The sequence below is a fragment of the Achromobacter seleniivolatilans genome, assembly GCF_030864005.1.
Taxonomy (GTDB): Bacteria; Pseudomonadota; Gammaproteobacteria; order Burkholderiales; family Burkholderiaceae_B; genus Achromobacter; species Achromobacter seleniivolatilans.
Window position 1 is genome coordinate 1,639,837 of the sequence record NZ_CP132976.1, and the last position, 24,803, is coordinate 1,664,639.

The window sequence follows — 24,803 nt, forward strand, 5'->3', positions numbered from 1 at the left end:
TGGCCGGCTACAACGACGAGGCGGCGCGTGCCGCCTGGTCGTAGATGCCTGACAGAAAACGTAAGCGGCTGGCGATGCGAGACAGTTCCTGCGCGTCGTCCAGCTCGCTTTCCACGCTTTGCAACAAACACTCTTTACGCACCTCGCGGAACCGCCCCAGCAATTCAGAACCGTGTTGCGACGTGGCATAGAACACTTCCTTGCCGCTGCGCGTGCTTTGAATCAGGCCCTGGCCAATCAGTTTCTTCAAGGCGTAATTAACGACGTGGGTGTCCTCATAGTTCAGCGTGAAGCAGATGTCCGCCAAGCGTTTGCCGCGGCCGCGGTGGTGAACGTGATGCAGTACCAGGATGTCTGTGGCGCCCAGATCCTGCGCGCCGGCGGCTGCCATGCAGCGCGTGATCCATCGCTGGAACGCATTATTGGCCACGATGATGCCGAATTCCAGCTCTGACAGCTCGGGATGCGCGCCTTCTGCCAGGTGCGCCGCAGACATAATCCGCAAAGCGCCCTGTGGCGTCTGGCTTGCCGTATCGATGTGCTGCTTGGTCGCTCGCTTGCTGCTCACCGTGCTTTTCTCCTCAGTACGTTGTCAGTCGGATTCATCATTCACCAGCCGTTCCTTTGCGGGCGCAATCGCCGTAACCAGATCACGCAGCCGCGTTTTGTTGGGCAACGGTTCCACCACATGGCGCGCGCCCGGCACCGGCCGTGCCACGCAGGCATACACCACCTTCCCGTCAAACTGCATCATGCATTCCTTGCAAGCGTTTGCATTGATACAGGAATAGCGGAATGCCAGACTGTCGTCGTGTTGTTCGCGAATCCACCGCAAGGCATCCAGCAAGGAGGCCGCCTGCGCCGTGGGTATTTGATAGTCGTCATAGTGGGATGGGCCTTCGGCCAGCCCGCGCAGCACCGACAAGTTGACGCAGGTCTCTGATTCGTTTGGGATGGCCACTACGTCGCTCCTGCCGTTTCTTGGTGTGGACCCGCCGTCCAGACAGCTTGTGGTTCCAGCCGCCAACCCTGTGGATCAAGCACAGCGGTCTGGTTCAAACGCCAGTCGGGGTCCAGGCTGGGAAAGTCTTCTCGTTGATGCGCGCCCCGGCTCTCTTCGCGCGCCAGCGCAGACGCCACGACAGCTTGGGCCACAAGCAGCATGCTGTGCAGGTCCAGGCAATCAATGCGGCGCGCATCGTGCGGACCCGCGCTGCCGGTCAAGGTATCGCCCAATTCGTCGCGTAGCGCCTGCAACTGCGATTGAGCGCGCAGAAGTCCTGCCCGCGTGCGGAAGGGGCCGGCATCCGCTTGCATGGTTTCTTGAAGACGCCGCAGCAAGGCCGCCGCATTGGGCGGATTGACTCGCGAGTCGTCTTGTTCCAGTGCGTGGATACGCACAGCTTCCTGCACACGCAGCGCAGCGGCAGACAGCGCGGGCGCCGCCTGAGCCGCCTCTGCGGCATACCGCCCTGCCCGCAAACCAAATGCCACGGCCTCGGTGATGGCATTGCCTGACAGGCGGTTGGCCCCGTTGGCGCCACCCACTGCCTCGCCGGCGGCGAACAAACGCGGCACATCTGACTGCATGTCCACGCCCACGCGCACGCCGCCCATGTGATAGTGCGCAATGGGCGCCACTTCGACCATGTCGCGGGTCAAATCGATGCCATTGGATGCCAGCGTGTCGATGATCGGACCAAAGGCCTCGCGCAATTTCTCGGGCGGTACATGCCGAAAGCTCAAGTAGGCGCCGCCTGCCGGTGTGCCGCGTCCAGCTTCCACTTCTTTGACGATGGCGTAGGTAGCCGCATCCCGCGTCACAACATACCGGCCGGTAGCCTGCGACGCGCTGTCGTAATTGCCGACAAACGGTTCGCCCAATCCGTTCAGCAGCTCGCCGCCCAGCTTGTAGCGAAACGGGTCCCACATGATCGGGTCCAGACCGACCAGCCTGGGTGCCAAATGCCCGATCGGAAAGAACTGCACAAACTCCATATCGATCAACCGTGCACCCGCCCGCGCCGCCAAAGCGTATCCATCGCCGCCCATATTGCTGGACGCGCTGTTGCGGCGGTACAAACGTGTCAGCCCGCCCGTGGCGACGATGACGGCGCCCGCCCGGATCACTACCGGCCGGCCGCTGTCCAGGTGCAGCGCCAGCGCGCCGGCCGCAACGCCATCACGCACCAGCACATCCACCACATACAGATCACCCGCGCGGCGAATACTGTCATGCCGGGCGACCTGCGTGCGCAATGTCTTGGCCACTGCCGGACCGGTATTCAGATAGTCCACGTACACACAGCGAGGCCGGTCATGCCCCGGTGCATGGGCCTGACGCAGATGAGTGGCCTCGCGCGCCCAGCCCACGCCCCAACGCTCAAGCAGCCGGATGGCATCCACGCCTTCTTCACACAGCAGCCGCGCCAGCGGCTCGCTGCACAAGCCCCGGCCAGCGCGCAGTGTGTCGTCGTAGTGATGACGCCAATGGTCTTCGGTTTGTTCGCCCAGCGCCGCGGCTACCGTCATTTGCGCCATGATGGTAGCCCCGCCCCGGCCAATAAGACTGCGGTCGGCCAACAGCACGCGAGCGCCGTTCTCGGCTGCCGCCACTGCGGCGCTCATACCCGCCGCGCCTGCGCCGATCACCAGCACATCGGTATCGATATCAAGATCGTTCATCATGCCCCCAAGTACGCCCGCTGCACCGCGCCATCGGCCGCCAATTCCGCAGCCGCGCCTTCCGTAACCAGTTGTCCATGCTGCAACACGTAGGCCCGGTCCGCCAATTCCAGCGCCATGCGCGCGTTCTGCTCAACAAGCAGAATCGTCTGGCCCGCCGCTTTCCAGCGGAACAGGATTTCATACACGCTATCGACAAACTTGGGCGACAGGCCCATCGACGGCTCGTCGATGCAAACAAGTTCGGCCTGCCGTAGCCATGCGCGGCCCAGTGCCAGCATCTGCTGTTCGCCGCCTGACAAGGTGCCAGCCAGTTGGCGGCGGCGTTCCGCCAAACGCGGAAAACTGGCATAGACCCGCTCCAGGTCGGCGGCCACCTCGGCGCGTTGGGCGCGGCGCGGCCATGCGCCCATCAGCAGGTTTTCCTGCACGCTCATTTCGGGAAAGACCCGCCTGCCTTCCGGCACGCTGGCCACGCCTTGCGCGATGACATCTGCTGGCGCCTGACCGTGTATGGGCAAGCCGCGCAAATGGATGGAACCGGCAGATGGCCGGACAAGCCCCAGCACGGACTTCAGCGTTGTGGACTTGCCGCAGGCGTTGCCACCCAGGACGGCGACGACTTCACCGCGTTGCACATGCAGCGATACGCCAAAGAGCGCCTGTACTGCGCCATAGTGGACGTCCAGCCCGGCAATGGCGAGCAGCGGCGGCGCCGCATGAATAGAAAGAGTGTCAGCCAAGATGCGCATCCGATTCCGACGGGCGGGTGCGAACCCGTCCCAGATAAGCTTCGATCACCGCCGGATCATCCAAAGTTTGCGCAGGCGCGCCTTCGGCCAACACCTGCCCCTGGTTCAGCACCACCAGGTGATCCGCCACCTGCCGCACGAGCGACAGTTTGTGTTCCACCACCAACAGGCCAAGCTCGGGATGAGTGCGGCGCAAGGTCAGCAGCAGCTCCGTCAGTTCGCCCGTTTCCGTGGGATTCATGCCAGCGGCCGGTTCGTCCAGCAACACATAACGCGGATCGCCCGCCAATACTCGGGCCAGCTCCAGGCGCCGGCGATTCGCGTAAGACAGGCTATAGGCAGGCGCGTCGCGGCGCTGCCACAGGCGATCACCAAATAACCGCATTGCGTACTCCGCACGTTCGTGCTGGATGCCTGTGCGCTTGCGCCATCCCCGCGAGCGGACAAGAGCGCCCAGCGCTTCGGACAGCGGATTGAGCAAGCCGCCGCCAAGCTGGCGCAACGCCGCCGCCTGCGTGCCCAGCAGCACGCTTTCCCATACGGTCAAGGCAGGAAACACCCGCGAGGTCTGAAAACTGCGGCCCAGTCCCATGCGGCAAATGCGCTCGGGCGGCAGGCGATCAATACGCTTGCCGTCCAAAAATATCGAACCGGCGCTGGGCCGGGCAACGCCGCTAAGTAACTGAATCAGCGTGGATTTTCCTGCGCCGTTCGGGCCGATCAGGGCCAACGTCTGCCCCGGCGCCAGATGGAAGCTGACGTCATGCACCGCGCGCACACCGGCGTAATGGCGCGACACGGCCTGCGCCGTCAGACCGACCGGCGTTGTATTCTGTTTTTGATTCATCAATGCGCTCCCAGCAAGCCTTGGGGCCGCCACCGCAGCATCAACAACAGCAGCACGCCATAGGCGATCATTCGCCAGTCCGCAAACGGCCTGAGCAATTCAGGCAGCAAGGTCAGCGCAATACCCGCAACGGCGGCTCCTGCCAAATTGCCCAATCCGCCAAGAACCGCCATCGCCAGCAGCAACAGCGACGCTTGAACCGAGAAGCTGTCGGGACTGACCACGGACTGCACATAGGCAAACAGCCCGCCTGCCAGACCCGCCAACGCGCCCGAAACCGCAAACCCCAGCAAGAGATACCGCAGCACTGGCAGTCCGCTGGTATGCGCCGCCAGCCGGTCTTCACGGATACCGCGCCATGCGCGTCCAATATCCGAACGGAGCAGGCGCTCGGCCAGAAACAGGCCCATTGCCGTCACTGCAACCACCAGCCAATACTTGTGCGACACGCTGCCCAAGCGCAGATCACCCGCCAGCGCCAACCGGGGCGCTGGAATGCCGGGCATACCCATCGGGCCGCGCGTCAGATCGATCCATGTCATGAACACCAGAAAACCCACCTGCCCGATAGCCAGCGTGCCTAACGCCGCGGTATGGCCATTCAGCTTGCGCAACGGCAGCGCCGCCAACACTGCCACGGCAGCCGTTATCAACGCCGCTGCGGGCAAGGCCAATTCCACAGGCCAGCCATACTGCTTGGCCAGAATGGCCACCGCATACGCGCCCACACCGTAAAACGCCGCATGTCCCAGGGACAGCACGCCCAGAGCGCCTGACACCAGCGTCACGCTGGCTGCCAGCAAGGCGAAAATCAACGCGTAGGAAAAGGCTTGCAAGACATAGCCGCTCTGCGTGAGCAGCGGCAACAGCGCAAAGACCACACCCGCCATCAAATAGCCGCGAGGCTGTAGCCGGTACGAACGCCACGCCGCGCGCTGGCTCGACGAAGACGCCAGCAAACTTGTGGTTGGCATTGGCCCAGATGCGCCCGACACGCCGCCCAAGGCTTCCAGCCGCCGGTCGCCAAGCAGGCCTTGCGGCCGCACCAGCAAGAACAACAGCAACAGCGCGTAAGCCACCAGATCACGATACCCCTCGCCCAGATAAGCACTGGCAAGCGTCTCGGCCACGCCCAGGAGCAGACCGCCCAGCACCGCGCCGGGGATGCTGGACAAGCCCCCAAGCAGCGCCGCGGCAAAACCTTTCAGCCCGAACGGCAACCCCATTTGCGGAAAAACGCTCTTGAAGTACATCGCCACCAAAATGCCGCTGAGTGCGCCCAGCGCACCCGCCAGGCCAAACGCCAGTTGCTTGACCTGACCCGTGCGCACGCCCAATTGGGAGGCCGCGTCGCGGTCTTGGGCGGTGGCGCGCAAACTACGCCCCGTCCAGGTGCTGCGCAAGAACCAGGTCAAGGCGGCCGTCGCCGCAAGACCGAACCCGAAAATCAGAATATCCGTGCTGCCGATGTAGGCGCCGCCCACGAAGAAGGTCTTTTCTTCGTAAGGCAGCGCAAACACCTGCCCTTCCGGCGACCAGATAATTTCCGCGAGCTGGTCGAGAACCATGCTGATCGCCAATGTCGACAGCAACGGCGCGATGTAGGGCGCGTTCTCCAGCGGACGCAACGCCACGCGCTCAAGCAACATACCCAGCACCGTGGTCGCCAGCACCGACAAAATTGCCGCCACCCACAAAGGCAGCCCGAATGACACCCCGGTGAATGCCAGGAATGCGCCCAGCATGAAGAGCGCGCCCTGGGCGAAGTTGATCAGATTGGCAACGCCGAATACCAGCGAAAACCCAAGCGCGATCAAGGCATACACCTGACCGATTGCCAGACCGTTTAGTACCTGGCTGAAGAACAATTCCATCACGTCCGCCAGTTTGATCAGTCGATCTGGAACTGGCCGTTGCTGACCTTGATGAACACCGGGTCCTTGCGGACGTTGCCGTTTTCGTACTTGGTCACGCCGGTAATGCCTTGATAGGCCGCACCGTTGGCCAGTTCGTCGCGCACGGCCTGTCCGGTCAGCGGCTTGCCCGACTGAATCACGCGGCGGATCGCGGCAACGCCAACGCCCGTGGCGTCATAGGCCAGTGCGGCGAACTGATCTGGCGTGCGGTTGTACTTTTTACGATAGGCCTCGGTGAAAGCCGCTGTCTTCGGGTTGCCTGCAAAGAACAAGGTGTGCAGTTCTACGCCTTCGGCGGCCTTGCCGCTCAGTTCCAGGAACTTGGGCGAGGTCAACGGAATACCGCCGCCCACCGGAATGTCGACGCCAGCCTGGCGCAGTTGCTGCAAGAAGATGGACGCTTCCTGATACGGCAGCGCCAGGAACACGCCTTCCGGCTTGAGCGATTTGATCTTGCTGACCAAGGGCCGGAAGTCCTTCGCGCCTGCCACCACGGCTTCGGTCAGCAGCACTTGTCCGCCGCCCTTGACGATGGCGGCAGCCGTGGCCTTGCCGGTGTAGAGGCCCCAATCGTCTTGCGAGTAAGGAATGACAACAGTCTTGGCCTTCAACTGCTTTTGAATCGTGTCGGCGTTGTACTGCGCCAGCACGTCATCCGTGTTGTTCTGGCGGAATTGATAGGGGCTTAATTTGGAGAAGTCGGGATGCGATGCGGTCGGGCTGATCTGCGGAATCTTCGCTTCAGTAAAGATGGGCGCCGCCGCGACGGAAGCCGTGGTGGACCAGGAGCCGATGGCCAGCACCACACCCGGAGTTTCAGCAATTTTGCGCGCTACTGTGGCGGCTTCCTGCGGAGAGTTGCGATCGTCTTCAACGATGAGCTTTACCGGACGGCCTTCGATGCCGCCCGCGGCTTTCACTTCGTCCAGGTACAGGTTCACCCCTTCCTGGAAGCTGATGCCGTATTGGGCGAAGTTGCCGGACAGGTGAGAAAAGAAACCGATGCTGACAGGGTCAGCAGCCAGCGCGGACGCAGTCAGAAGCGAAGACAACGCTGCGAACAGCGGGCGGGAGTAGCGACGGGACATGTTGACGACCTCGATGTTGAACGCGCGGCGCGATCATGTTTTTCTGATCACCGCCACGCCATGCCACGCTGGCATGAAGGTCGGAACATTAACTTTTTGTCGATAAAACGCTAACTTAATATTAGCAATAAGCTAGTGTGAAACTGGGGTTCCACCGCAAGCACGCCTTGCCCGCAAGTCGCTGCGCCTGATGCGGCAACAAGCATATGCCTAGATATTCTTTGTCTGCACAGCTGGCGCTCCTTAGTATGACTCCAAGCTATTTCACAGAAATCTTTTGGAGTTCGGAAGCATGAGTTCGTTTAAGAAACTGCCATCTATCGACACAGCCCGCAGGCGTTTGCTGTTTCATTCCGGCGCTGCCCCGACGGCCGCTGCGCCGGACAGCGCGCAATACGCGTTGTCCGGCAGAATTGAGCTGATGGCCGGGTGGGCAACGCGTGCTGCTGCCCCGCTCCACGCCGCCGCTCAGGCCGCTTCAGCGTCCAACTCGGTTTGCCGTTGACCGGCATCCCGATAGCCGGGACGAGCCGCCAGGAGCTCCCGCGTGTAGGCGTGCTGCGGCTTCGCGAACACCTGGTCCACGGCGCCCTGCTCCACCAATACGCCAGCCGCCATGACCGCAACCCGGTCGCTGATGTGCTGGACAACCTCCAGATCATGCGAGATCAGCAGATAGGTCAGGCCGAATTCGGCCTGCAATTGCTGCAATAGGTCCAGCACCTGGCTTTGCACCGCAACGTCCAACGCGGACACCGGTTCATCCAGCACGATCAGCTCTGGTTGCAGAGCCAGCGCCCGAGCGATGGCCACCCGTTGCCGCTGCCCGCCCGATAGCGCCGCAGGTTTGCGCGACAGCATCCCGCGTTCCAATGCCACCTGATCCAAGAGCTGTGCCGCCCTGGCTCGCTGGTCACGCGTCGATCCTGCCCGGAAGGCCCGCAAGGGTTCGGTCAGGATGTCTTCGATGGTGAACCGGGGGTCTAGCGAGCTGTACGGATTCTGATGCACGAACTGAATACGCCGCCGCAAGAGCCTTAGCCCTTCGCCTTTGAGGCCGCCAATATCTTGCCCGGCGAAGGTGACGCGGCCCCCCGAGGGTTGCTCCATGCGAACGATCATGCGCGCGGTGGTGGATTTACCAGAGCCGGATTCACCCACCAGGGCCAGGGTCTGGCCCTGCGCAATGTCAAACGACACGCCGCGCACGGCGTGCAATGCCGCGCCGCCCGCCAAGGCAAAGGTTTTGCTCAGGTCGCTGACCGTCAGCAAGGGCTTGATCGCTGCGGCGTTGGCCGCTTCTGGAGGCGACACCGCAAACGTTCGGGAAGATGCCCCGGGACGCGCGGCAAGCAAGGCCTGCGTGTAGGGATGTTGGGGCCGTTCGAATACATCACGCGCACGCCCTTCCTCCACAATCAGCCCCTGGCGCATCACGATGACCCGGTCAGCCCTTTCGGCGGCCAGCGCCAGATCATGTGTGATCAACAAGACCGATGTTTTGCACTCTTGCGTCATCAGTGTCAGCTGATCCAGTATTCGCCGTTGAACCGTCGCGTCCAGCGCGCTGGTGGGTTCGTCGGCAATTACCAGATCCGGCCGGCAGGCAAACGCAATGCCTATCAACACCCGTTGGCGCATACCGCCTGATAACTCATGCGGATACTGCGTTGCGCGCAACGACGGCTGCGACAGGCCCACTTGATCCAGGATCTGCACCGCCCGCTGACGTGCGTTCACGCGGTCTGCCAAACCGTGAATACGCAGCACTTCCGCCACCTGATCACCAATGCGCATGGCCGGGTTCAGCGAGACGGCGGGGTCTTGCGGCACCAGGCCGATTCGGGCGCCACGCAGGCGGCGCCATGCGCCCTCGCCTGCGCGGGTCAGCTCTTCGCCCTGAAAGCGGATCGAGCCGCTGGCAATGCGCGCGCCCTCTTGCAGTAAGCCAATAATCGCGTGCGCGGTAGAAGACTTGCCCGATCCTGATTCGCCCACAATGGCGACGATTTCACCCCCATCCACGTGCAAGGTGACGCCACGCACGGCATGCACTGCGTGTCTGCCGGCGGCATAGGCAACATGCAAGCCACGCACGTCCAGCAACGGACCCGCGGCTGAACCAATGGAGTCTGTAGTCATCGCGATCCTTTCGTACGCAGGCGTTCCAGAGTTTTTCCCAAGCTGTTGGTGGACAGCACCACCAGGATGATGACGGCGCCGGGCATCGCGGTCAGCCACCACGCGCGCACCAGATAATTGCGGCCTTCGGCGACCAGCGTGCCCCACTCCGGCGCAGGCGGCGCCGCGCCAAAGCCCAGAAAGCTCAAGGCCGACACGGACAGAATGGCCGAGCCGAATTCCAGCCCGGCCAACACCAGCACAGGGCCGGCCGCGTTGGGCAGCACATGCCGCCGCAACACGCCGAACCAACGTTGACCGCTGCCAAATGCGGCTTCAATGTACGCGTGAGCCTTGATCCGCAACACTTCGGCACGCATCACGCGGGCGAAGGTTGCGATAGTGGCCACCCCTACCGCCAACGCAACATTGACGGTTCCAAAGCCCAGCACGGTCACGACCATCAGCGACAAGAGCAAAGATGGAATAGCCAGCAGCACATCCACAATCCGCATCACCGCGTCGTCTACCGCGCGCCCGGAGAATCCCGCCAGCAGCCCAAGCACGCAACCCGCAGCAAGCCCCAGAGAAACGGCAATGACGGTAGCCTTCAACGACAATGCAGCGCCATGTACGACGCGCGCGTAAACGTCGCGGCCCAGGTAATCCGTGCCAAACCAATGCGCCGCCGAAGGCGGCCGCAAACGCCACGCCACATGGGTCTGAAAAGGGCTTTGCGGGGCAAAGACATCCGGAAAGAACGCCCAGCCCAGCGCCACAATCACGACACTCAACGCCAGCAACAACGCCAGCCAACGGCGGGCGTCACCGAATAATTCCGGCCAGCGGCGGGGCAACATCCGCGGCTGCGCCGCTGCGATAGACGGGTCCGGCAAAAGGGAATAGGAGCGAGCCATGGGGTCTTTATGCGTAAGCACGCTGCGCCGAGACGATGCGCGGGTCGAACAAGGGATACAACAGGTCCACCAGCAGATTGACCAGCACATAGATCAACGTGGACAGCACTACCAGCCCTTGCACCATGGGAATATCCTGCGCCTGCACGGCGATTTCAGTCAGGCGGCCAATGCCTGTGCGAGAGAACACCGTTTCCGTCACCACCGAACCGCCCAACAAGTGGCCGGCGCTCATTCCAACCAGCGTCAGCGTGGGAATCGCAGCGTTGCGCAACGCATGCAGTAAGTGAACGCGGCGGCGAGATGCGCCCTTGGCGTAGGCGGTGTCGATGTACCCCTGCCGCAAGGCGGATTGCAGACTCTTTGCCAGTACCTGGGCAATGGCCGCGCTGGTCGGAATCGCCAGCGTTAGCGCGGGCAACACCAACGCCGCAAAGCCTGCGTTTCCTGTCGCCGGAAAAATCGCCCATCCGAAGGAGAAAAACTGCAACAGCGCGAGCCCGATCCAAAAGGAAGGAATGCTGACGCCCAGCGGCGGCAGGCATAGCAGCAGATCCGACAGCCAGCGGCGGCGCGTGTAGGTGGCAGCCAGCGCGATACCCAAGCCCAGCGCCAACGAGATCAGCAGAGCCAGAGACGCCAGTTTCAGCGTTTCGGGCAAGGCTTTTTGAACCGTCTCGACGACATCCTGGCCGTTCTCGATCGATATCCCGAAGTCGCCCTGCACGGCACGGCCCAGCGCTGTCAGATACTGCACGACGACAGGCTTATCCAGGCCAAATTGGCTGCGCATCTGGGCCACTTGCGCGGGGTCTGCCAGCACGCCCTCGCCCCGAGCATCCAGCATGATCGCCACGGGATCGCCGGGCAGCACGTACAAGATCAGGAACGACACCGAAAAGGCGGCCCACACCACGAAGATCGCCTGTCCAAAGCGGGAAAGCAGGTAGCGGCGCATTGGAAATCAGCGGCTGGAGGCCAGCCACGTATCCTGCAACACCGGCCAGCGTGGCGTGGACAGCCACAAGCCACGTACATTGGGCGCCACCGCGAATACCGTATTGCTCTCTTTCAGCGGAATGGCGTAACCCTGATCGATGATGGTGCTTTGGATATCGCCGACCAGCTTAAGGCGGCGAGCCGTGTCGACCGTTACGCTTTGCTGATCCAACAAGGCATCCAGCTCGGGTTGCGGCGCGCCCAGGCCACGGCCGAACTTGCTGGAAAACATCGCCAGCAAGACATCGGGGTCTGGCCGGGTCAGATCCGACAAGCGCAGGTCATAGTTGCCAGCGCGGATCACACCGCCGATTTCGGCGTCCGAGCGCAGATTCAGCCGCAAGTCCAGACCGATCTGGGCCAGTTGCTCCTTGATCAATTCAAGCGTGGGCGTGTAACCCGGAAAACTCCACGTCACGCCCACTTGCAAACGTTGCCCGTCGCGGCTGCGAATGCCGTCCTTGCCCGGCTTCCAGCCTGCCTTGTCCAGCAAGGCCCGTGCGGCGTCGGGTTGATAGGCCAGCTTGGATGAGAGGTCCAGGTAGCCCGGCACGGTGGATGACAGCACGCTGGTCGCCGCTTTGTCGTATTCGGTGTAGAGCGCCTCGATGATCTCCGCGCGGTTCACGCCGATCACCAGTGCCTGCCGCACCTCGCGGTGTGCCAGGATGGGACTGGCAATGTTCGGATAAAGGGTTATTCCAATACCGCCTGCCGAGCGCGCCACCACCGTTGCGCCCGCCGCTTTCACGCGCTGGACGTCTTCGGTTGGAATTTCTTCGATGGCGCCGACCTGCTTGCTGACCAAAGAGCCGACCCGCACGCTGCCCTCAGAAATTGTCTGGAACGTGACCTCGTCCAGATACGCCGGGCCATTGTGCGCGGCGTTCGAAGACGCCCATTGGTAGTCGGGCCGGCGCTTCAACACAATTTTCTCGTTCTTCACCACCTGATCAATCACAAAGGGGCCGGTGCCGATGATGGCTCCCTGGCAGCGCTGTTCAGGCGTCTTGGCCAATGTGGCGAGCGCCAGCGGCGCCAACGTCTTTTCCGTCAACGCCTGCAGGAACCCCGCTTTGGGGTGGTCGAATCGAATAACCACTGTCAGCGGGTCCAAAACGTCTGCCCCCACGTACCCGGCCAGATAACCTGATGCCTGCGGCGCGCGCCCTTCCTTGGCATAAACGGCCAGCGCGTCAAAATTTGCTTTGACTGTATTGGCGTCCAACGGCTCGCCATTGCTGAACGTCACCCCTTCGCGCAGACGCAGCACCAGCTTCTTGCCATCGTCCTGAAATTCCCATTGCGTGGCCAGCCATGGCAGGATCTGGCCCGACTGCTTGTCCTGGTCCAACAGCGTATCCAGCGCCTGGCGGCTGGCGTTCTGCGCCCGTGCGCTTTGCGCCAGATCCAGGCATGGCGGAAAAGAACTTTGCGCCAAGACCAGTTTTCCGCCGCTGCGGGGCGCGGGTTCGGCAGCCAACGCTGTGCTGGCTAGCAAGGCGCCGGCAAACAGCCCGGCAATGGCGGCGGGCCAGATCTTGCGGTGTTGCAACGAGGGCGCGTGCGTGTACGAATATTCAGTGATCACAATTGGCTCTGATGAAAAGATTGGACGGCGATGCCAGAGCGGCAGACTGCCCGGCGTTTACGCTTTAAAACGCGCGGCCGCAAACGGCGCCAGCACCTCGGGGCGTTCGCCCGATGTCAGCCACGCAGCGACCGCTTCAGCCACGGCCGGGCCGATGGCAAAACCATGGCCGCTCCACCCCGTCGCGTACAGCACGCTTTCGTGACCCGGCACACGATCGATGACGGGAATCTGGTCCACCGAGCTGGAATCCGCCCGGCTGGCGTCCAGATGGGTCACCACCGTATCCACCGACGTCTTGGGAAATGTGGCGGTCAAGGCCGTCAGACTGGCGTTCAAGGTCGATAGATCTGTGTTGCCGGTTTCGGTCTCGTCGTCCCAGCGGCCGACGGCGCCGCCCGTGACGGTGATGTGATCGGCATCGGCGCGTTTAATCGACAAGGTCCGGTTGCTGTGGTTGATCAGGTAGTCCAGCTTCAGATCACGCGAAACCCGCAACTGCGCCACCTGCGGGTTGAACGACCAGATTGGCAACTGAATGCCAAACGCGTCGTTCAGCAGTTTGGGGACCTGGGTGTTCGCGGCAAGCACCACCGCCCGCTCGGCCCGGTAGACGCGCCCATCGGCCAACACAACGGACGCGTTGCCAACGCCATGGGACTGAACGGCCGAGACATTGGCGCCCTCTATCAATGTGACGCCTTGCGCCACCGCCGCTTGTGCAAAGGCGCGAGTGGCGATGTTGTGATCGGCAATGCCATCGTTCGGGCTGTATAGCGCATAGATCACCTTATCCGACACATCAGGCAGCTTTTCACGCACCCCTGCGGCGTCCAGAATCTCTGTCCGGGCGCCGTACGCGTTCTGGACAGCGGCGCGAGCCGCCAGTGTTACGCGGCCATGCGTGCCGCCGACCCGCTCCAACTCACCCAGGCTCAATCCGCCCAAAGGTTGAAACCCGCTGTCAGTGCCGAGCCGGGACGTCAGCGTTGGCCAAATCTGCAACGCGCGCACGGCCAGCGGCAGCTCACGCAAATCCCGGTTATTGGCGCGTACGCCACGATGGCCCGGGCCGCCGGACGCGCCACTGGCTACTTCGTGGCGTTCCAGCAAGGTAACGGAATGGCCTGCTGTTGCCAGCGTCCACGCCAGGGACGCGCCAAAGATGCCAGCGCCCACAATCACATAATCACTTGATACGTCAGTCATATTTCATCCACACAGACAGATTCAGGAAAACGTCTAAGGCGTCAGGCAGCGGCTGGCGTGACGAAGCGCGCGGGCCGGAAGTCGGCCAGCAGCGGCGACTGAGCGCCATCGACAATTTCGCCTGCGAGCAATTCGGAAAGAATGGGCGCCAGAGTGGCGGCGCTGTGGCTGAACAAGACATGCAGGCCAGACACGGAAGGCAGTTCGCCTGCCACGGCCCGTTGATCTCCCGGAATCGGGCGCCGGCCGATGCCAGTACGCACGTCGGACCATTCGGGGCTGCCATCAAGCCAGCGCGCCGCGGCCGTGGTCACGGCTTGAATGACGCCGGGCGGCACGCTCCAGCCTTGCGTGTCATCGCCCGTCACTTCAAGATCGGCCCAGTCCGCATGCAGGGCCAGCGCGCCATCCCCACGCGGGCGGATGGCAACATCGGGTGCGCGCAGCACAGACTTGGGCGCGACGCCGCGACGGCGAGCCGTAACGAGCAAGGCGTTATTGGTTTGCGCAGGCAACTCGAAGCCCACCTGACGCAGCACCTCTGGCGTGCCAGCGCCGACAGCCAGCACGACGGCATCCGCGTGGATTGTGCCGCCATCATCGATCACCAGACCTGTGATTTTTCCGCCAGCCGCCTGAAGCCGGGGCGATTGGCCCACCGTGACGAATTGGACCTGCCGGGCGCTTAAGCCCTGCCGCAACACGCTCAGGTATTCGGGCAGATCAATCCAGCCTTCAATGGATGACTCGACCAGACCAAAGCCGTCGATAGCGGCGCGATCCAGCGCGGGTTCCGCGTGTATGGCTTGATCCGTGTCGAGCCAGCGTGCGCTGTATCCGGACTCGCCCAGCTGTGCGGCGCGCGATTTCAATTGTTCTTGTTGCGCTGCATTGCGCCATGTCAGCGACCCGTGGAACCGCAGCCAGCCCGCTTGCGGCACCGCAGCAGCAAGTGCGCGATAGCGGTCCAGGGACAACAGACGCAGCCGTCGGTAACTTTCTGGCGCTGCACCAAACGCATTCAGCCAAGAGTACGAACGCAGCGATGCCGTGCGATGGTCTGGCGGCAGCTCTACCACCACAACCTGAGCGCCGCGAGCCGCGGCCTCAGTTGCCACACTTAAACCCAACACACCTGCCCCGATTACCACGACCTTCTTCACCACAGACATCAAATCATCCTTCAGGCACGACTTATCAGCGGGCCATTCTGGATGAGTCGCAGCAGTGCACCAACGACCTAATCGGCATATGGATATCGCATGCGGCGTTGGCGCGCGGTTCGCGTAGCGCTTGCAGCGGCCCGCTTTCGGACATAAATTGAGCAATGCTGTTTGCGGGTTTGCCCGTTGCGGCAATTGCCCAGAACAGCATTCCTAGGTTGTTTTTTATCTTTTGTGCCCGCCAGGAGCGATGCGATGAAAGTGAAACACCTGCTAGGCCCTGCAGCCCTTGCTGCATCCCTGCTGTTTTCCACGCCCGGCGTGGCTCAAACAGCGGACCCCGTCCCAATTGTGACGGGCAAACAATGGACTGAGTCCGACGCCAATCTGAAGAAAGCCTATCTACTGGGCGTGGCCAATCTTCTTCAAGTTGAACGGGCGTATCAAGAGCGCCGCGCGCCCCCCGATAGCCAAAGCCTGATCCCCAGATTCTCCAAGGGTTTGCAAACCCATACCATCGACTCAGTGCGTGACGGGCTGGATCGCTGGTATGCCGCCAATCCGACGCGGCTGGACCGCCCCGTGATCGAAACCCTGTGGTTTGAGATCGTCGTACCCGGCGCCAAGCGCACCCCCTGAAGGAGCCGTCATGAAGATTATTCGATCGATTATCTTGGGCGTTGCAATAGGAACGCTAGGGGCCTGCACCAACATGACCCCTAAACAACAGGGCACGATGTCAGGCGCAGCCATAGGCGCCGCAGCTGGCGCCGGTATCGCTGCCATCGCGGGCGGCAGCGCCTGGACTGGCGCGGCCATAGGTGGCGTGGCGGGCGGCGTCGCGGGCAATATCCGCGGTGGAAACTCCCACTGATTCAATGCCTTATGCAGGCGCCGGGGACGAGTCCGCCCCCGGTGTCCAGCAGAACCACGTCAATCGCGGCACTGACTCGGAGTCGTCAGGATCGTCGTGCTCAAACCCGATATCCACGCCGCCGGCTGTTCTTACTTGAAAAGCAAATGGCGGCATATGAGGCCGCACGGACCGGATACCGATTCCATAGCCTGGCGCTGTGTCCAGAAACTGTTGCATAGCCATGCCAACGGGCAGCAGGTCTGCTTGCATTAACGCTAGCGAGCCGCCGCAAGCCACGCCCCCTCGTCCGCTGAAACTATCCACAAAGACGGTGGCCAGAGCCGTTGCCGCAGCAAAATGAAATTCAGCGTCGCCATACGTGATGATCAACGGGAAGCAGGCTGGATCGTCCGCGCGGTACGGGCGATCCAGATCAGCGGGGCTATAGATTTCCTCTGGCTCGCCCAATGCGGCGATTACCGCTTCAGGCGTGCTGGAAGCCACAGGCATATACGGGCCAAACGCGCCGGTTTGCAGGAAGGTAAGAAGGGATATTGACGTCATGCCGCCATTATCCCGCCCCGGCGCAGCCGATGCCGCTCCTTAACCGTATGCGCGGCGAGCGTAGGCGTTTTTAACGTACCCCGCCAATTCGGCCTCTACCGAAGAAATGGCTTCCGATTGCGGTTCATCGGGATGCAGCAGCCGTTGCGCAGCAGCCAACGTGCGCTGCGCACGGCGCTCTCCGTCACTTAAAGGGCGCACCAATTGGGGATTGTTGTTCTGTAATTCCATGACGCTTCTCCTGGGAAACCATGAAAGACCGCATACCCCCTTCAGCAAGTCGCGTGCCCAAGCAAAAAAACCTTTGTCTGACTGTCTTGGGCACGCCGCTTGCTAGAGGGAAATCCCCTTCGCGGCGGCAGCCAGACGGCAACATGGCGCTGCGAGTTTCGCGGTTGTCGAAACAAGGATCTTCCATGGCCTCGCCCCAGCCCATCCCCGCGCCGATGCAAATCGGCGGCACAACGGTGCATTTCCTTCATCCCCATACAGCGTCAAGCGAGGCAATCGCGCCGGAAGCAGCGGCTTATCCGCCCTGCGCCAACGGCATCTTTGCGCACCTGGAACCCGCAGGGGCCACTCCGCCGCCCCCGATCCCTGCCGAAGTACATCGGCGCAAGCGCGTCGGGTTTGGCGTGTATCTGCTCCTTGTGTTTTGGGCCATTTGCGCCGCGATGCTGTTGAGCTTTTCCGTGTTGACCGCGTGACCGGGCTCGCCAGCGCTGAAGAGGATTCAGGGTGTGCGGGATGCTTTTACACCGCCAGGTAAGAACTTACCGGCGCCGGGCCGCATCCCGCTCCAGGCTCAGTATTGATACCGCATGGTCAGCACGGCGCTTCTGCCCGCCCCCCACGCCCCTTGGCTGTAGAACCCGACCTGGCTGTAGTACTTGCGGTCAAATAGGTTGTTGACGTTAAGCTGGGCCGTAAGGTTGCGGTTGAAGCGATAGCGCGCCATCAGGTTGGTGATGGCATAACTACCCTGGCCGACCCGTTCATCTCCATTGGGGCCGCTGCCAATCGAGTAAACACCGCTCTGCCAGTTGACGCCGCCGCCTACAGTCAGTCGATTCCAGTCACCCGGCAATTGATAGGTGGTGAAGACCCGTACCAGACTGCGAGGCTGGTCAGTCTGAATCGCATTGCCTTGGCCATCACGGGCGGTCCAGTGCGACCACCCGGCCGCAAGATTCCAGCCCGGCGACACTTCACCTGAGACTTCCAGGTCAAACCCGCGGCTGCGCGTGCCCTGAGCAGCCGAATAGGCCTGGTTGATCGTGCCGGGCACCATGTAACCGGGATCGATCTGTGCCACGTTGTCCTGTTCCACTTGGAACACTGCGGCGCTGGCGTTCAGGCGCCCTTCCAGAAACTCGCCTTTGATACCGGCCTCGTACGCCTTGCCGTCCAGCGGGTCCAGCCAGCCCCCGTTGCGGTCCTGATAGCTTTGCGGATTGAAGATTCCGGTATAGCTCACGTAGGCGGTGTACGTTTCATTGATGTCGTATAACAACCCGGCGTAAGGCGTAAATTCATTCTTCTCAAAGGCCATGCGGCTGCCGCCGTCAAAGCCGACCGAGTCAGTCTTCCATGTGCTGTATCGCCCGCCCACGATCAATTTCAGCGGATCTGCCAGATTGAGGCGCAGCGCCCCATACCACCCGGTTTGCTTGGTGGTGTATCGGCTTGCCGTAACCGAAGTGTCGCTCCAATCGGGTTCAGGGTAGGAACCGTCCCAGTTCATGAAATTGCCAACCGGCGTGGTGGACATAGCGGCACGGTAGTCAAAATCGGCGTATTGGCGATTCAGGCTCGCCCCCACCACGGCCTCATGACGGCGGCCGAACAGGGTAAAGGGGCCGGACGCCTTGACGTCCAAACTGTTCTGCTTGCGATCCCCCAAGTACCATGCGGGCGATGCGCCCATGCCCAGGCCGGTTTCCCGATCGGGCCAGCCGTACAGATAGAGCAGTTTGCCGTCCATCTCGTGCTTGGAATGGGAGACTGCGGCCTCGACTTTCCATTCATTGTCAAAGCGGTGTTCCAGGGTGGCGAAGCCCCCTTGTGTCGTGCTGCCCCAAGAGCTCCAGTCTGCCCCCGTGTTAAGCGAACGGCGCCAATCGGTACGGCCGCCGTCGGCGTACCACAGCGGGAAGCCGCCCCAACTGCTGCGCTGCGGATCGTTGTTCTGGTAGTTGAACCCGATGCTGAGAGTGGTGCGCGACGTCAGGTCGGCATCCACCACGCCATAGAAGATCTTCTTGCGATTCTGATAGCCGTCCAGATAGGAATGGTTGTCTTGATACGCCGATACGATACGCCCGCGCACGCTCCCCTCGGTGTTTAGCGGCGTGGACAGGTCTACCGAGCCACGATATGTATCCCAATTGCCTGCGCTGACGCTTACATCCGCCTTGAATTCGCGGCTGATGGCATGTTTGCGCACCAGATTGATCGACGCAGATGGATTGCCCGCGCCCGTCATCAGCCCGGTTGCGCCGCGAACGACTTCTATCCGGTCATAAATGATGGGATCAATGGATGACTCCCCAGCCGCATAACCGACGTCAAAACTCGTGGGCATGCCGTCATACATGTAGTTGCTGACACTGAAACCCCGTGAGCTGAACGAAGACCGCTCACTGTCGTAGGTCTGTACCGAAATGCCCGGCGTGCTGGCCATGACGTCGGCCAGCGATCGCATGTCTTCATCTTCCATGCGTTGACGGGTAACGACGGTTACCGACTGCGGCGTTTCTCGCAGCGTTAAGGGTAGCCCCGTGCTGGCGGAGGTGGCTCGCGGTGTGTATGAGCCAGTGCCCTCGGTTGTGGTGCTGTCCGATTCGCCTACGACTTGTACGGAAGGCAATGTGGCCACACCACTTTGCTGCGCCGACGCGGCGGCGGATGCGAATGCTAAAAAAAGCAGGCCGCAGGTGCGGCGCAGGACAAACTGTGTGCGTGCTGCGGCAGTGAGGCCAACAGGCCATTGATCTTGCATGTAAATTCCCTTTCCCTGACCCGACGATGAATCGGAGAAAAGTGTAATGCAACTGATTCGCATGTAGATTATGTGTGGCGAATTTACGACTCTGCTCTGACCCTGTTTCTACATCGCCCGGGCTCTCGAAACAGGCCTACGCCCAGGCACGCGAATTGCGGCAGTCACGGACTTTTCTCTGTCCGGAGCGACTATGGCAGTTCCCGCCGATGGTTCCCCGCAGCTGCTGACGGTGCTTACCGTCAACACCCATAAGGGCTTCACCAGTTTCAATCGCCGTTTTATGTTGCACGACCTGCGCGAAGCGCTGCGGATGGCAGCGCCAGACGTGGTGTTTCTGCAAGAAGTGCTGGGGGAACATGTGACCCACGCGGAACGTCACGTGGGCGCGTGGCCCGCCATATCGCAATATGAATTTCTGGCAGATACCTTGTGGTCCGACTACGCCTATGGCCGTAACGCGGTCTATCCCGCCGGGCACCATGGCAATGCCATCCTGTCGCGCTACCCAATAGAGCGGTTTGAGAATCACGATGTCAGCGTTCACGGGCATGAAGGCCGGGGCCTGCTGCACTGCGTGCTGCGCGTACCCGGCCACGACACCCCGGTGCACACGATTTGCGTGCATCTGGGCTTGCTGGAACGCCATCGCGGCGAACAAATGCGCAGACTTTGCCGTCTGGTGGACCGCGATGTTCCTGCTGATGAACCCTTGCTTATCGCGGGCGACTTCAATGACTGGCGGCACAAGGCAGACCGTCTGATGGTCAGCTGCGGCGCAAAGGAAGTCTTCACGACCCGGCTGGGCCGCCCTGCCCGCACCTTTCCGGCGCGTTGGCCCGTGCTGCGCCTGGACAGGATCTATGTGCGCAACGTGCGCGACTGGCAGCCCCTGCCGCTGGCGTCTCGCGTGTGGTCGCGGCTGTCTGACCATGTGCCGATCTCTGCGGAGATTGCGTTATGAATGCCGTGAATCTGGGATGGCGCGAGGGCAACCGCTACACATTGCTTGAAAACGGCGAAGTCTATTTTCCGGCCGTGCGCCGCGCCATCGAGGCCGCAAAGAACGAGGTACTGGTCGAGACTTTCATCCTGTTCGACGACAAGGTGGGTCAGGAATTGCAGCAGGTCCTGATCGCAGCGGCACAGCGCGGCGTCAACGTGGACCTGCTGGTGGACGGCTACGGGTCGGACGAACTGTCTGAAGCGTTCGTCGCTGCCATGACAGCCAGCGGCGTACGGTTCCACATCTTTGACCCGCGCCCCAGGCTTTTGGGTATCCGCACGAATGTATTTCGCCGTATGCACCGGAAGATTGTGGCCGTGGACGGCGTTTGCGCGCTCGTTGGGGGTATCAATTTCTCGGCCGACCACCTGCCAGACTTCGGGCCGCAGGCCAAACAAGACTACGCCGTGCAGGTTGACGGGCCGCTGGCGGCCGACATCGCAGACTATGCGCGTGCGGCGCTGGCGCGTCACCGCCCGCGCCGCTGGAGGCGCGGCGACCGGGACTCCATGCCCGACGGCGATGGCGGCGGGCGTCTGGTGGTACGCGATAACCTGGGCCATACGACGGATATTGAACGCTACTACCGGGCCGGCCTGCGGTCCGCCAAACATGATGTGCTGATTGCCAATGCCTATTTCTTCCCTGGCTACCGGCTGCTTCGGGACCTGGTCAAAGCCGCCAGGCGCGGAGTACGGGTGCGGCTGCTGCTGCAAGGCGAACCCGATATGCTGGTGGCCCGGTTGGCCGCGACCATGCTGTATGACTATTTGATCGCGGCCGGCGTCGAGATCTTTGAATATTGCAAACGGCCCCTGCACGGCAAGGTAGCTTGCGTCGATGACGACTGGTCCACCGTGGGTTCAAGCAATCTCGATCCTCTGAGTCTGGCCTTGAACCTTGAGGCGAACGTCGTGGCGCGGGATGCCTCGCTGAACAGCGCCTTGCGAGCCAGCCTGGAACGGCTGATTGCCCAGGACTGCAAGCCCGTGCCTGCGGCGTCCAAACCCACGCGCGGACTGCGGCGGTTCTGGCTGGGTGTGGTGGTGTTTCACTTCTTACGACGGTTTCCCGTCTGGGCGGGATCTTTGCCCGCCCACAAGCCGCGCCTGCACACCGTGAAGGCCGATAGCCCAAGCGAAAGCGAGACGGCATGAGGATCTTTCGCACATCCTTCATGCGGTCGCTGCGCCACCGCTGGCCGCGCATCAAGAAAGTGCTGCCGTGGCTGATTCTTGCTGTCGTCGCCTGCCTGCTGTTTTACTTTGGCCGTTCGGTGGACTGGCCGCAGGTCTGGCTGGCCATGCGCCGCATTCCGCGCGAATCGGTGTTGATCGCAGCGGGCCTTGTCGCATCAGGCTATTTGATCTATGGCTCTTTAGACCTGCTCGGGCGCCGCTACACGGGGCACAAATTGCCGTGGCCCACGGTGTTGGGGGTAGCGATGGTCAGTTACGCGCTAAACCTGAGCCTGGGCGTGCTGGTCGGCGGCCTTGGGGCGCGCTTGCGGCTTTACGCCAAGCTGGGCTGCCGCAAGGCAATCGCGACCCGGGTCGCCTTGTTCTCGGCGGCGTCCAACTGGATAGGCTATGGATGGGTCGCCGGGGTGGTGTTTGTCAGTGGCGCCATCCCCGTGCCCTCGGGGTGGGACATCGGCAGTGGACTCCTGCGCGGGATCGGCGCGGTATTGCTGGCGGCTGTTGCCTCTTATGTATGGCTTTGCGCCCGGTCCAAGCGCCGTTCTGCCACTTGGCTGGGGCAAAAGATCCATTTGCCGCGCGGCCGCATGGCCCTGTTGCAAAGCCTGATCGGCGCGCTGTCGTGGATGTGCATGGGCGCTGTCGCCTGGGTGCTGCTGCAAGGCAAGGCGCCCTACCCTGTGGTACTGGGCATTTTGCTGTGTTCCAGCTTCGCGGCTGTGCTGACCCGCGTGCCTGGCGGTCTGGGCACGACTGAAGCCATCTTCGTCGCGGTGCTGTCTCCACCCTTGCCAGCCACCGAGGTGCTGGGCGCCGCCTTGGCCTACCGGGCGTTTTACGCGCTGACACCGCTCTGCCTGGCATTGCTGGCGTTTCCGATTGCCGAAGCCTTGCTGGCTTGGCGCAAGCGGCAGTCGCCGCAACCGCTACAGCCTACAGACAAGCTGACTCTATAGCAGCATGCTGTGGGCACGCGGCTTGCTGCGCCGGCAGGCATGACACCTCCCAGCCCCCCTCCCTCGTCCGACCTGGTGGTCGCCTTTCCGCGGCGCGCGGATGCGTCCGAACACGAAATCGCATCTCAGGAAGCGCTGGCCGGGCGTCTGGCCTCCTTGTTGGGCAGGCGCTTTGACCCGAGCTACCGGCCCAGCCGGCGCCGTGGCGAACCGCCGCCCTATTTCGTGCCAGACCGCACGCTCATCGGCGTCGACCGGGCAGGACGGCTGGGCATCAATCGCGCCGCAGACCTGTACGGCGGGGTGGCCCCGCATTCCTTCGTGGCAGGAAAATCCATTACTCACGGGCTGATTGACGTACACGCCAAAGCCCCCGCGGCCTGGGTGCGCGAATTGGCCAATACGCTTCGCGATGTGGTGCTGAGTGGCTACACAGCATTCACGCCGCAAGACGCCGAAGCGGCGGGATTGAAATTATTGAAACAAGGCGCTGTCCGCATCAAGCCCGCGGACGGCATTGCGGGACGCGGACAGGTAGTGGCACGCAATGCGGCCGAGCTGCGCGCCGGTTTAGCTGAACAATCCGCCCCGGTGATGCGCAGGCTGGGCCTGGTGCTGGAAGAAGACCTGAAAGACGTGGTGACCTACAGCGTGGGCTGGGCGCGCGTGGGCAAGATGGAAATCGCCTACGTCGGCACGCAGTCCCTGACCCCGGACAATCAGGGCACTTCCGTCTATGGCGGTTCCGAATTGCGGCTGGCCCGAGGGGGCTTTGACGCGTTGCGCGCGCTGGACTTGAGCGCAGACGAACGATTGGCGGTGGACTTGGCGTGCCACTACGACGCGGCTGTCTCCACGGCATACCCGGCACTATTCGCATCCCGCAGGAACTATGACGTCGCGTTTGGCCTTGCCGCGTCGGGCGAAATTCGATCAGGCGTTCTGGAGCAATCCTGGCGGGCTGGCGGCGCCAGCCTGGCCGAGCTTGCGGCTATGCAGTCCTTCGCCCAGTCGCCCGTCATGGCGTCGGTGCGTGCCGCCACCCGCGAACGTTATGGCCATAAAGAACCCGCGCCGCATCCGGAACGTTTGGTATTTCACGGGGTTGATTCGTCCGTGGGCCATATCAGCAAGTCGGGCGGCGTCTTGCAGGAGACGGATGAGGAGAACGCGGATGGCGGCCCACAGTGATCCGATCGCGCTTTCCGTCGACGGCCAAACGCTGGACGCCACGTTCCTGACACCCGAAAACAAAGTACCAGGAGTGTTGTTCATTCATGGCTGGGGCGGCAGTCAAACCTTTGACCTGTCGCGTGCCAAAGGAATTGCCGCGCTGGGCTGTGTTTGCCTGACCTTTGATCTGCGTGGCCATGCCGCCACCCAGGCGCAACAACTTCAAGTAACCCGCGAAGACAATCTGCGCGACGTGCTAGCCGCGTATGACAGGCTGGCCAGCCATCCGTCGCTGGATTCGGGTTCAGTGGCGGTGGTGGGCAGCAGCTACGGCGGATATCTGGCGGCCCTGCTGTGCAGCTTGCGGCCGGTGCGCTGGCTGGGGCTGCACGTGCCCGCGCTGTACCGCGACGATGAATGGCTGCTGCCGAAGAACCAGCTCAACCGTGAAACCCTGCGCGCTTACCGCAACACGTATGTGTCGCCGGAAGAAAACCGCGCCTTGAAAGCCTGCGCGGCGTTCGCGGGTGACGTACTGATTGTGGAGGCCGAGCACGACACGTTCATCCCGCACTCGACAATCATGAGTTACCGGTCGGCATTCCGCCGAGCTCATTCGATGACGCATCGCATCATCGACGGGGCGGATCACGCGCTTACCGAAAAGTCGGCGCAGCGCGCCTACACGTCAGTCCTGGTCAACTGGGTGACGGAAATGGTCACCGGCGCGCGCATCGGAGATCCGCGGCCGGTGCCGTAA

Annotated in this window: 24 protein-coding genes; 8 read left to right on the forward strand and 16 right to left on the reverse strand. The window is 62.3% G+C overall.

What is annotated here, in order from left to right; translation table 11 throughout:
- Window positions 1–7 precede the first annotated feature (7 nt).
- The 13 genes from RAS12_RS07360 to RAS12_RS07420 all read right to left on the reverse strand — a co-directional run bounded on the left by RAS12_RS07360 (window position 8) and on the right by RAS12_RS07420 (window position 15,297).
- The gene (locus RAS12_RS07360; RefSeq protein ID WP_306951345.1) at window positions 8–496 is read right to left on the reverse strand and encodes a winged helix DNA-binding protein; all 489 of its coding nucleotides are present in this window, start codon (window positions 494–496) and stop codon (window positions 8–10) included.
- 96 nt (window positions 497–592) lie between these two features.
- On the reverse strand, window positions 593–961 hold the full coding sequence (locus RAS12_RS07365; protein ID WP_306946770.1) for a 2Fe-2S iron-sulfur cluster-binding protein: 369 nt from the start codon (window positions 959–961) through the stop codon (window positions 593–595).
- Window positions 961–2,688 (reverse strand): FAD-binding protein, encoded by a 1,728-nt coding sequence (locus RAS12_RS07370; RefSeq protein ID WP_306946772.1) that lies wholly within the window; start codon window positions 2,686–2,688, stop codon window positions 961–963. Before RAS12_RS07370 ends, RAS12_RS07365 begins: the two co-directional genes overlap by 1 nt.
- Window positions 2,685–3,428 carry an ABC transporter ATP-binding protein gene (locus RAS12_RS07375; protein WP_306946774.1) on the reverse strand — a complete coding sequence of 248 codons (744 nt, stop codon included), beginning with the start codon at window positions 3,426–3,428 and terminating at the stop codon, window positions 2,685–2,687. The genes RAS12_RS07370 and RAS12_RS07375 overlap by 4 nt, the downstream gene beginning before the upstream one ends.
- Window positions 3,421–4,284: an ABC transporter ATP-binding protein gene (locus RAS12_RS07380; protein ID WP_306946776.1), complete on the reverse strand. Its 864-nt coding sequence runs from the start codon at window positions 4,282–4,284 to the stop codon at window positions 3,421–3,423. Before RAS12_RS07380 ends, RAS12_RS07375 begins: the two co-directional genes overlap by 8 nt.
- Window positions 4,284–6,158, reverse strand: a complete 1,875-nt coding sequence (locus RAS12_RS07385) for an ABC transporter permease (protein WP_306946778.1) — start codon at window positions 6,156–6,158, stop codon at window positions 4,284–4,286. Before RAS12_RS07385 ends, RAS12_RS07380 begins: the two co-directional genes overlap by 1 nt.
- A gap of 17 nt (window positions 6,159–6,175) precedes the next feature.
- Window positions 6,176–7,288: an ABC transporter substrate-binding protein gene (locus RAS12_RS07390; protein ID WP_306946779.1), complete on the reverse strand. Its 1,113-nt coding sequence runs from the start codon at window positions 7,286–7,288 to the stop codon at window positions 6,176–6,178.
- Window positions 7,289–7,756: 468 nt separating this feature from the next.
- Window positions 7,757–9,430, reverse strand: coding sequence for a dipeptide ABC transporter ATP-binding protein (locus tag RAS12_RS07395; protein ID WP_306946781.1), 1,674 nt, complete (start codon window positions 9,428–9,430; stop codon window positions 7,757–7,759).
- Window positions 9,427–10,326 (reverse strand): ABC transporter permease, encoded by a 900-nt coding sequence (locus RAS12_RS07400; protein ID WP_306946782.1) that lies wholly within the window; start codon window positions 10,324–10,326, stop codon window positions 9,427–9,429. The genes RAS12_RS07395 and RAS12_RS07400 overlap by 4 nt, the downstream gene beginning before the upstream one ends.
- 7 nt (window positions 10,327–10,333) lie before the next feature.
- Window positions 10,334–11,284, reverse strand: a complete 951-nt coding sequence (locus RAS12_RS07405) for an ABC transporter permease (RefSeq protein WP_306946784.1) — start codon at window positions 11,282–11,284, stop codon at window positions 10,334–10,336.
- Window positions 11,285–11,290: 6 nt separating this feature from the next.
- Window positions 11,291–12,916: an ABC transporter substrate-binding protein gene (locus RAS12_RS07410; RefSeq protein WP_306946786.1), complete on the reverse strand. Its 1,626-nt coding sequence runs from the start codon at window positions 12,914–12,916 to the stop codon at window positions 11,291–11,293.
- 57 nt (window positions 12,917–12,973) lie between these two features.
- Window positions 12,974–14,125: an NAD(P)/FAD-dependent oxidoreductase gene (locus RAS12_RS07415; protein ID WP_306946788.1), complete on the reverse strand. Its 1,152-nt coding sequence runs from the start codon at window positions 14,123–14,125 to the stop codon at window positions 12,974–12,976.
- Window positions 14,126–14,166: 41 nt separating this feature from the next.
- A complete protein-coding gene (locus RAS12_RS07420; RefSeq protein ID WP_306946791.1) occupies window positions 14,167–15,297 on the reverse strand; it encodes an NAD(P)/FAD-dependent oxidoreductase in 1,131 nt (376 codons plus the stop codon).
- Window positions 15,298–15,543: 246 nt separating this feature from the next.
- On the opposite strand from RAS12_RS07420, the gene RAS12_RS07425 reads away from it, so the two are divergent.
- Window positions 15,544–15,927: a hypothetical protein gene (locus RAS12_RS07425; protein ID WP_306946793.1), complete on the forward strand. Its 384-nt coding sequence runs from the start codon at window positions 15,544–15,546 to the stop codon at window positions 15,925–15,927.
- Between the two features lie 10 nt (window positions 15,928–15,937).
- On the forward strand, window positions 15,938–16,162 hold the full coding sequence (locus RAS12_RS07430) for a YMGG-like glycine zipper-containing protein (protein ID WP_306946796.1): 225 nt from the start codon (window positions 15,938–15,940) through the stop codon (window positions 16,160–16,162).
- Between the two features lie 9 nt (window positions 16,163–16,171).
- On the opposite strand, the gene RAS12_RS07435 is transcribed toward RAS12_RS07430, so the two are convergent.
- Both RAS12_RS07435 and RAS12_RS07440 read right to left on the reverse strand, forming a co-directional pair.
- Entirely contained in the window at window positions 16,172–16,708 is a 537-nt protein-coding gene (locus tag RAS12_RS07435; RefSeq protein ID WP_306946798.1) for a hypothetical protein, read from the reverse strand.
- Between the two features lie 39 nt (window positions 16,709–16,747).
- A complete protein-coding gene (locus RAS12_RS07440; RefSeq protein WP_306946800.1) occupies window positions 16,748–16,939 on the reverse strand; it encodes a hypothetical protein in 192 nt (63 codons plus the stop codon).
- 185 nt (window positions 16,940–17,124) lie between these two features.
- Between RAS12_RS07440 and RAS12_RS07445 the strand changes: the two genes are divergently transcribed.
- Complete coding sequence (locus RAS12_RS07445) at window positions 17,125–17,415, forward strand: hypothetical protein (RefSeq protein WP_306946802.1); 291 nt, start codon at window positions 17,125–17,127, stop codon at window positions 17,413–17,415.
- Between the two features lie 98 nt (window positions 17,416–17,513).
- Here RAS12_RS07445 and fhuE read toward each other — a convergent pair whose 3' ends face one another.
- Window positions 17,514–19,709 (reverse strand): ferric-rhodotorulic acid/ferric-coprogen receptor FhuE, encoded by a 2,196-nt coding sequence (gene fhuE, locus RAS12_RS07450; RefSeq protein WP_306946804.1) that lies wholly within the window; start codon window positions 19,707–19,709, stop codon window positions 17,514–17,516.
- Between the two features lie 193 nt (window positions 19,710–19,902).
- Here fhuE and RAS12_RS07455 point away from each other — a divergent pair, with 193 nt between their 5' ends.
- From RAS12_RS07455 to RAS12_RS07475, 5 genes are read left to right on the forward strand one after another with little or no spacing between them, the layout of a single operon-like run.
- Window positions 19,903–20,673, forward strand: coding sequence for an endonuclease/exonuclease/phosphatase family protein (locus RAS12_RS07455; protein WP_306946806.1), 771 nt, complete (start codon window positions 19,903–19,905; stop codon window positions 20,671–20,673).
- Complete coding sequence (clsB, locus tag RAS12_RS07460) at window positions 20,670–21,872, forward strand: cardiolipin synthase ClsB (protein ID WP_306946808.1); 1,203 nt, start codon at window positions 20,670–20,672, stop codon at window positions 21,870–21,872. Before RAS12_RS07455 ends, clsB begins: the two co-directional genes overlap by 4 nt.
- Complete coding sequence (locus RAS12_RS07465) at window positions 21,869–22,870, forward strand: lysylphosphatidylglycerol synthase domain-containing protein (RefSeq protein ID WP_306946810.1); 1,002 nt, start codon at window positions 21,869–21,871, stop codon at window positions 22,868–22,870. Before clsB ends, RAS12_RS07465 begins: the two co-directional genes overlap by 4 nt.
- A gap of 39 nt (window positions 22,871–22,909) precedes the next feature.
- Entirely contained in the window at window positions 22,910–24,061 is a 1,152-nt protein-coding gene (locus tag RAS12_RS07470; RefSeq protein WP_306946812.1) for a DUF3182 family protein, read from the forward strand.
- Window positions 24,045–24,803 carry an alpha/beta hydrolase family protein gene (locus RAS12_RS07475; protein WP_306946814.1) on the forward strand — a complete coding sequence of 253 codons (759 nt, stop codon included), beginning with the start codon at window positions 24,045–24,047 and terminating at the stop codon, window positions 24,801–24,803. Before RAS12_RS07470 ends, RAS12_RS07475 begins: the two co-directional genes overlap by 17 nt.

Excerpts from the sequence above, each read along its gene's own strand:
- RAS12_RS07360 (WP_306951345.1), bottom strand. The coding sequence starts at position 496 with ATGTCTGCGGCGCACCTGGCAGAAGGCGCGCATCCCGAGCTGTCAGAG.
- RAS12_RS07370 (WP_306946772.1), bottom strand. The coding sequence starts at position 2,688 with ATGATGAACGATCTTGATATCGATACCGATGTGCTGGTGATCGGCGCA.
- RAS12_RS07380 (WP_306946776.1), bottom strand. The coding sequence starts at position 4,284 with ATGAATCAAAAACAGAATACAACGCCGGTCGGTCTGACGGCGCAGGCC.
- RAS12_RS07385 (WP_306946778.1), bottom strand. The coding sequence starts at position 6,158 with ATGGAATTGTTCTTCAGCCAGGTACTAAACGGTCTGGCAATCGGTCAG.
- RAS12_RS07390 (WP_306946779.1), bottom strand. The coding sequence starts at position 7,288 with ATGTCCCGTCGCTACTCCCGCCCGCTGTTCGCAGCGTTGTCTTCGCTT.
- RAS12_RS07395 (WP_306946781.1), bottom strand. The coding sequence starts at position 9,430 with ATGACTACAGACTCCATTGGTTCAGCCGCGGGTCCGTTGCTGGACGTG.
- RAS12_RS07400 (WP_306946782.1), bottom strand. The coding sequence starts at position 10,326 with ATGGCTCGCTCCTATTCCCTTTTGCCGGACCCGTCTATCGCAGCGGCG.
- RAS12_RS07405 (WP_306946784.1), bottom strand. The coding sequence starts at position 11,284 with ATGCGCCGCTACCTGCTTTCCCGCTTTGGACAGGCGATCTTCGTGGTG.
- RAS12_RS07415 (WP_306946788.1), bottom strand. The coding sequence starts at position 14,125 with ATGACTGACGTATCAAGTGATTATGTGATTGTGGGCGCTGGCATCTTT.
- RAS12_RS07420 (WP_306946791.1), bottom strand. The coding sequence starts at position 15,297 with ATGTCTGTGGTGAAGAAGGTCGTGGTAATCGGGGCAGGTGTGTTGGGT.
- RAS12_RS07425 (WP_306946793.1), top strand. The coding sequence starts at position 15,544 with ATGAAAGTGAAACACCTGCTAGGCCCTGCAGCCCTTGCTGCATCCCTG.
- RAS12_RS07430 (WP_306946796.1), top strand. The coding sequence starts at position 15,938 with ATGAAGATTATTCGATCGATTATCTTGGGCGTTGCAATAGGAACGCTA.
- RAS12_RS07435 (WP_306946798.1), bottom strand. The coding sequence starts at position 16,708 with ATGACGTCAATATCCCTTCTTACCTTCCTGCAAACCGGCGCGTTTGGC.
- RAS12_RS07440 (WP_306946800.1), bottom strand. The coding sequence starts at position 16,939 with ATGGAATTACAGAACAACAATCCCCAATTGGTGCGCCCTTTAAGTGAC.
- RAS12_RS07445 (WP_306946802.1), top strand. The coding sequence starts at position 17,125 with ATGGCCTCGCCCCAGCCCATCCCCGCGCCGATGCAAATCGGCGGCACA.
- fhuE (WP_306946804.1), bottom strand. The coding sequence starts at position 19,709 with ATGCAAGATCAATGGCCTGTTGGCCTCACTGCCGCAGCACGCACACAG.
- RAS12_RS07455 (WP_306946806.1), top strand. The coding sequence starts at position 19,903 with ATGGCAGTTCCCGCCGATGGTTCCCCGCAGCTGCTGACGGTGCTTACC.
- clsB (WP_306946808.1), top strand. The coding sequence starts at position 20,670 with ATGAATGCCGTGAATCTGGGATGGCGCGAGGGCAACCGCTACACATTG.
- RAS12_RS07465 (WP_306946810.1), top strand. The coding sequence starts at position 21,869 with ATGAGGATCTTTCGCACATCCTTCATGCGGTCGCTGCGCCACCGCTGG.
- RAS12_RS07470 (WP_306946812.1), top strand. The coding sequence starts at position 22,910 with ATGACACCTCCCAGCCCCCCTCCCTCGTCCGACCTGGTGGTCGCCTTT.
- RAS12_RS07475 (WP_306946814.1), top strand. The coding sequence starts at position 24,045 with ATGGCGGCCCACAGTGATCCGATCGCGCTTTCCGTCGACGGCCAAACG.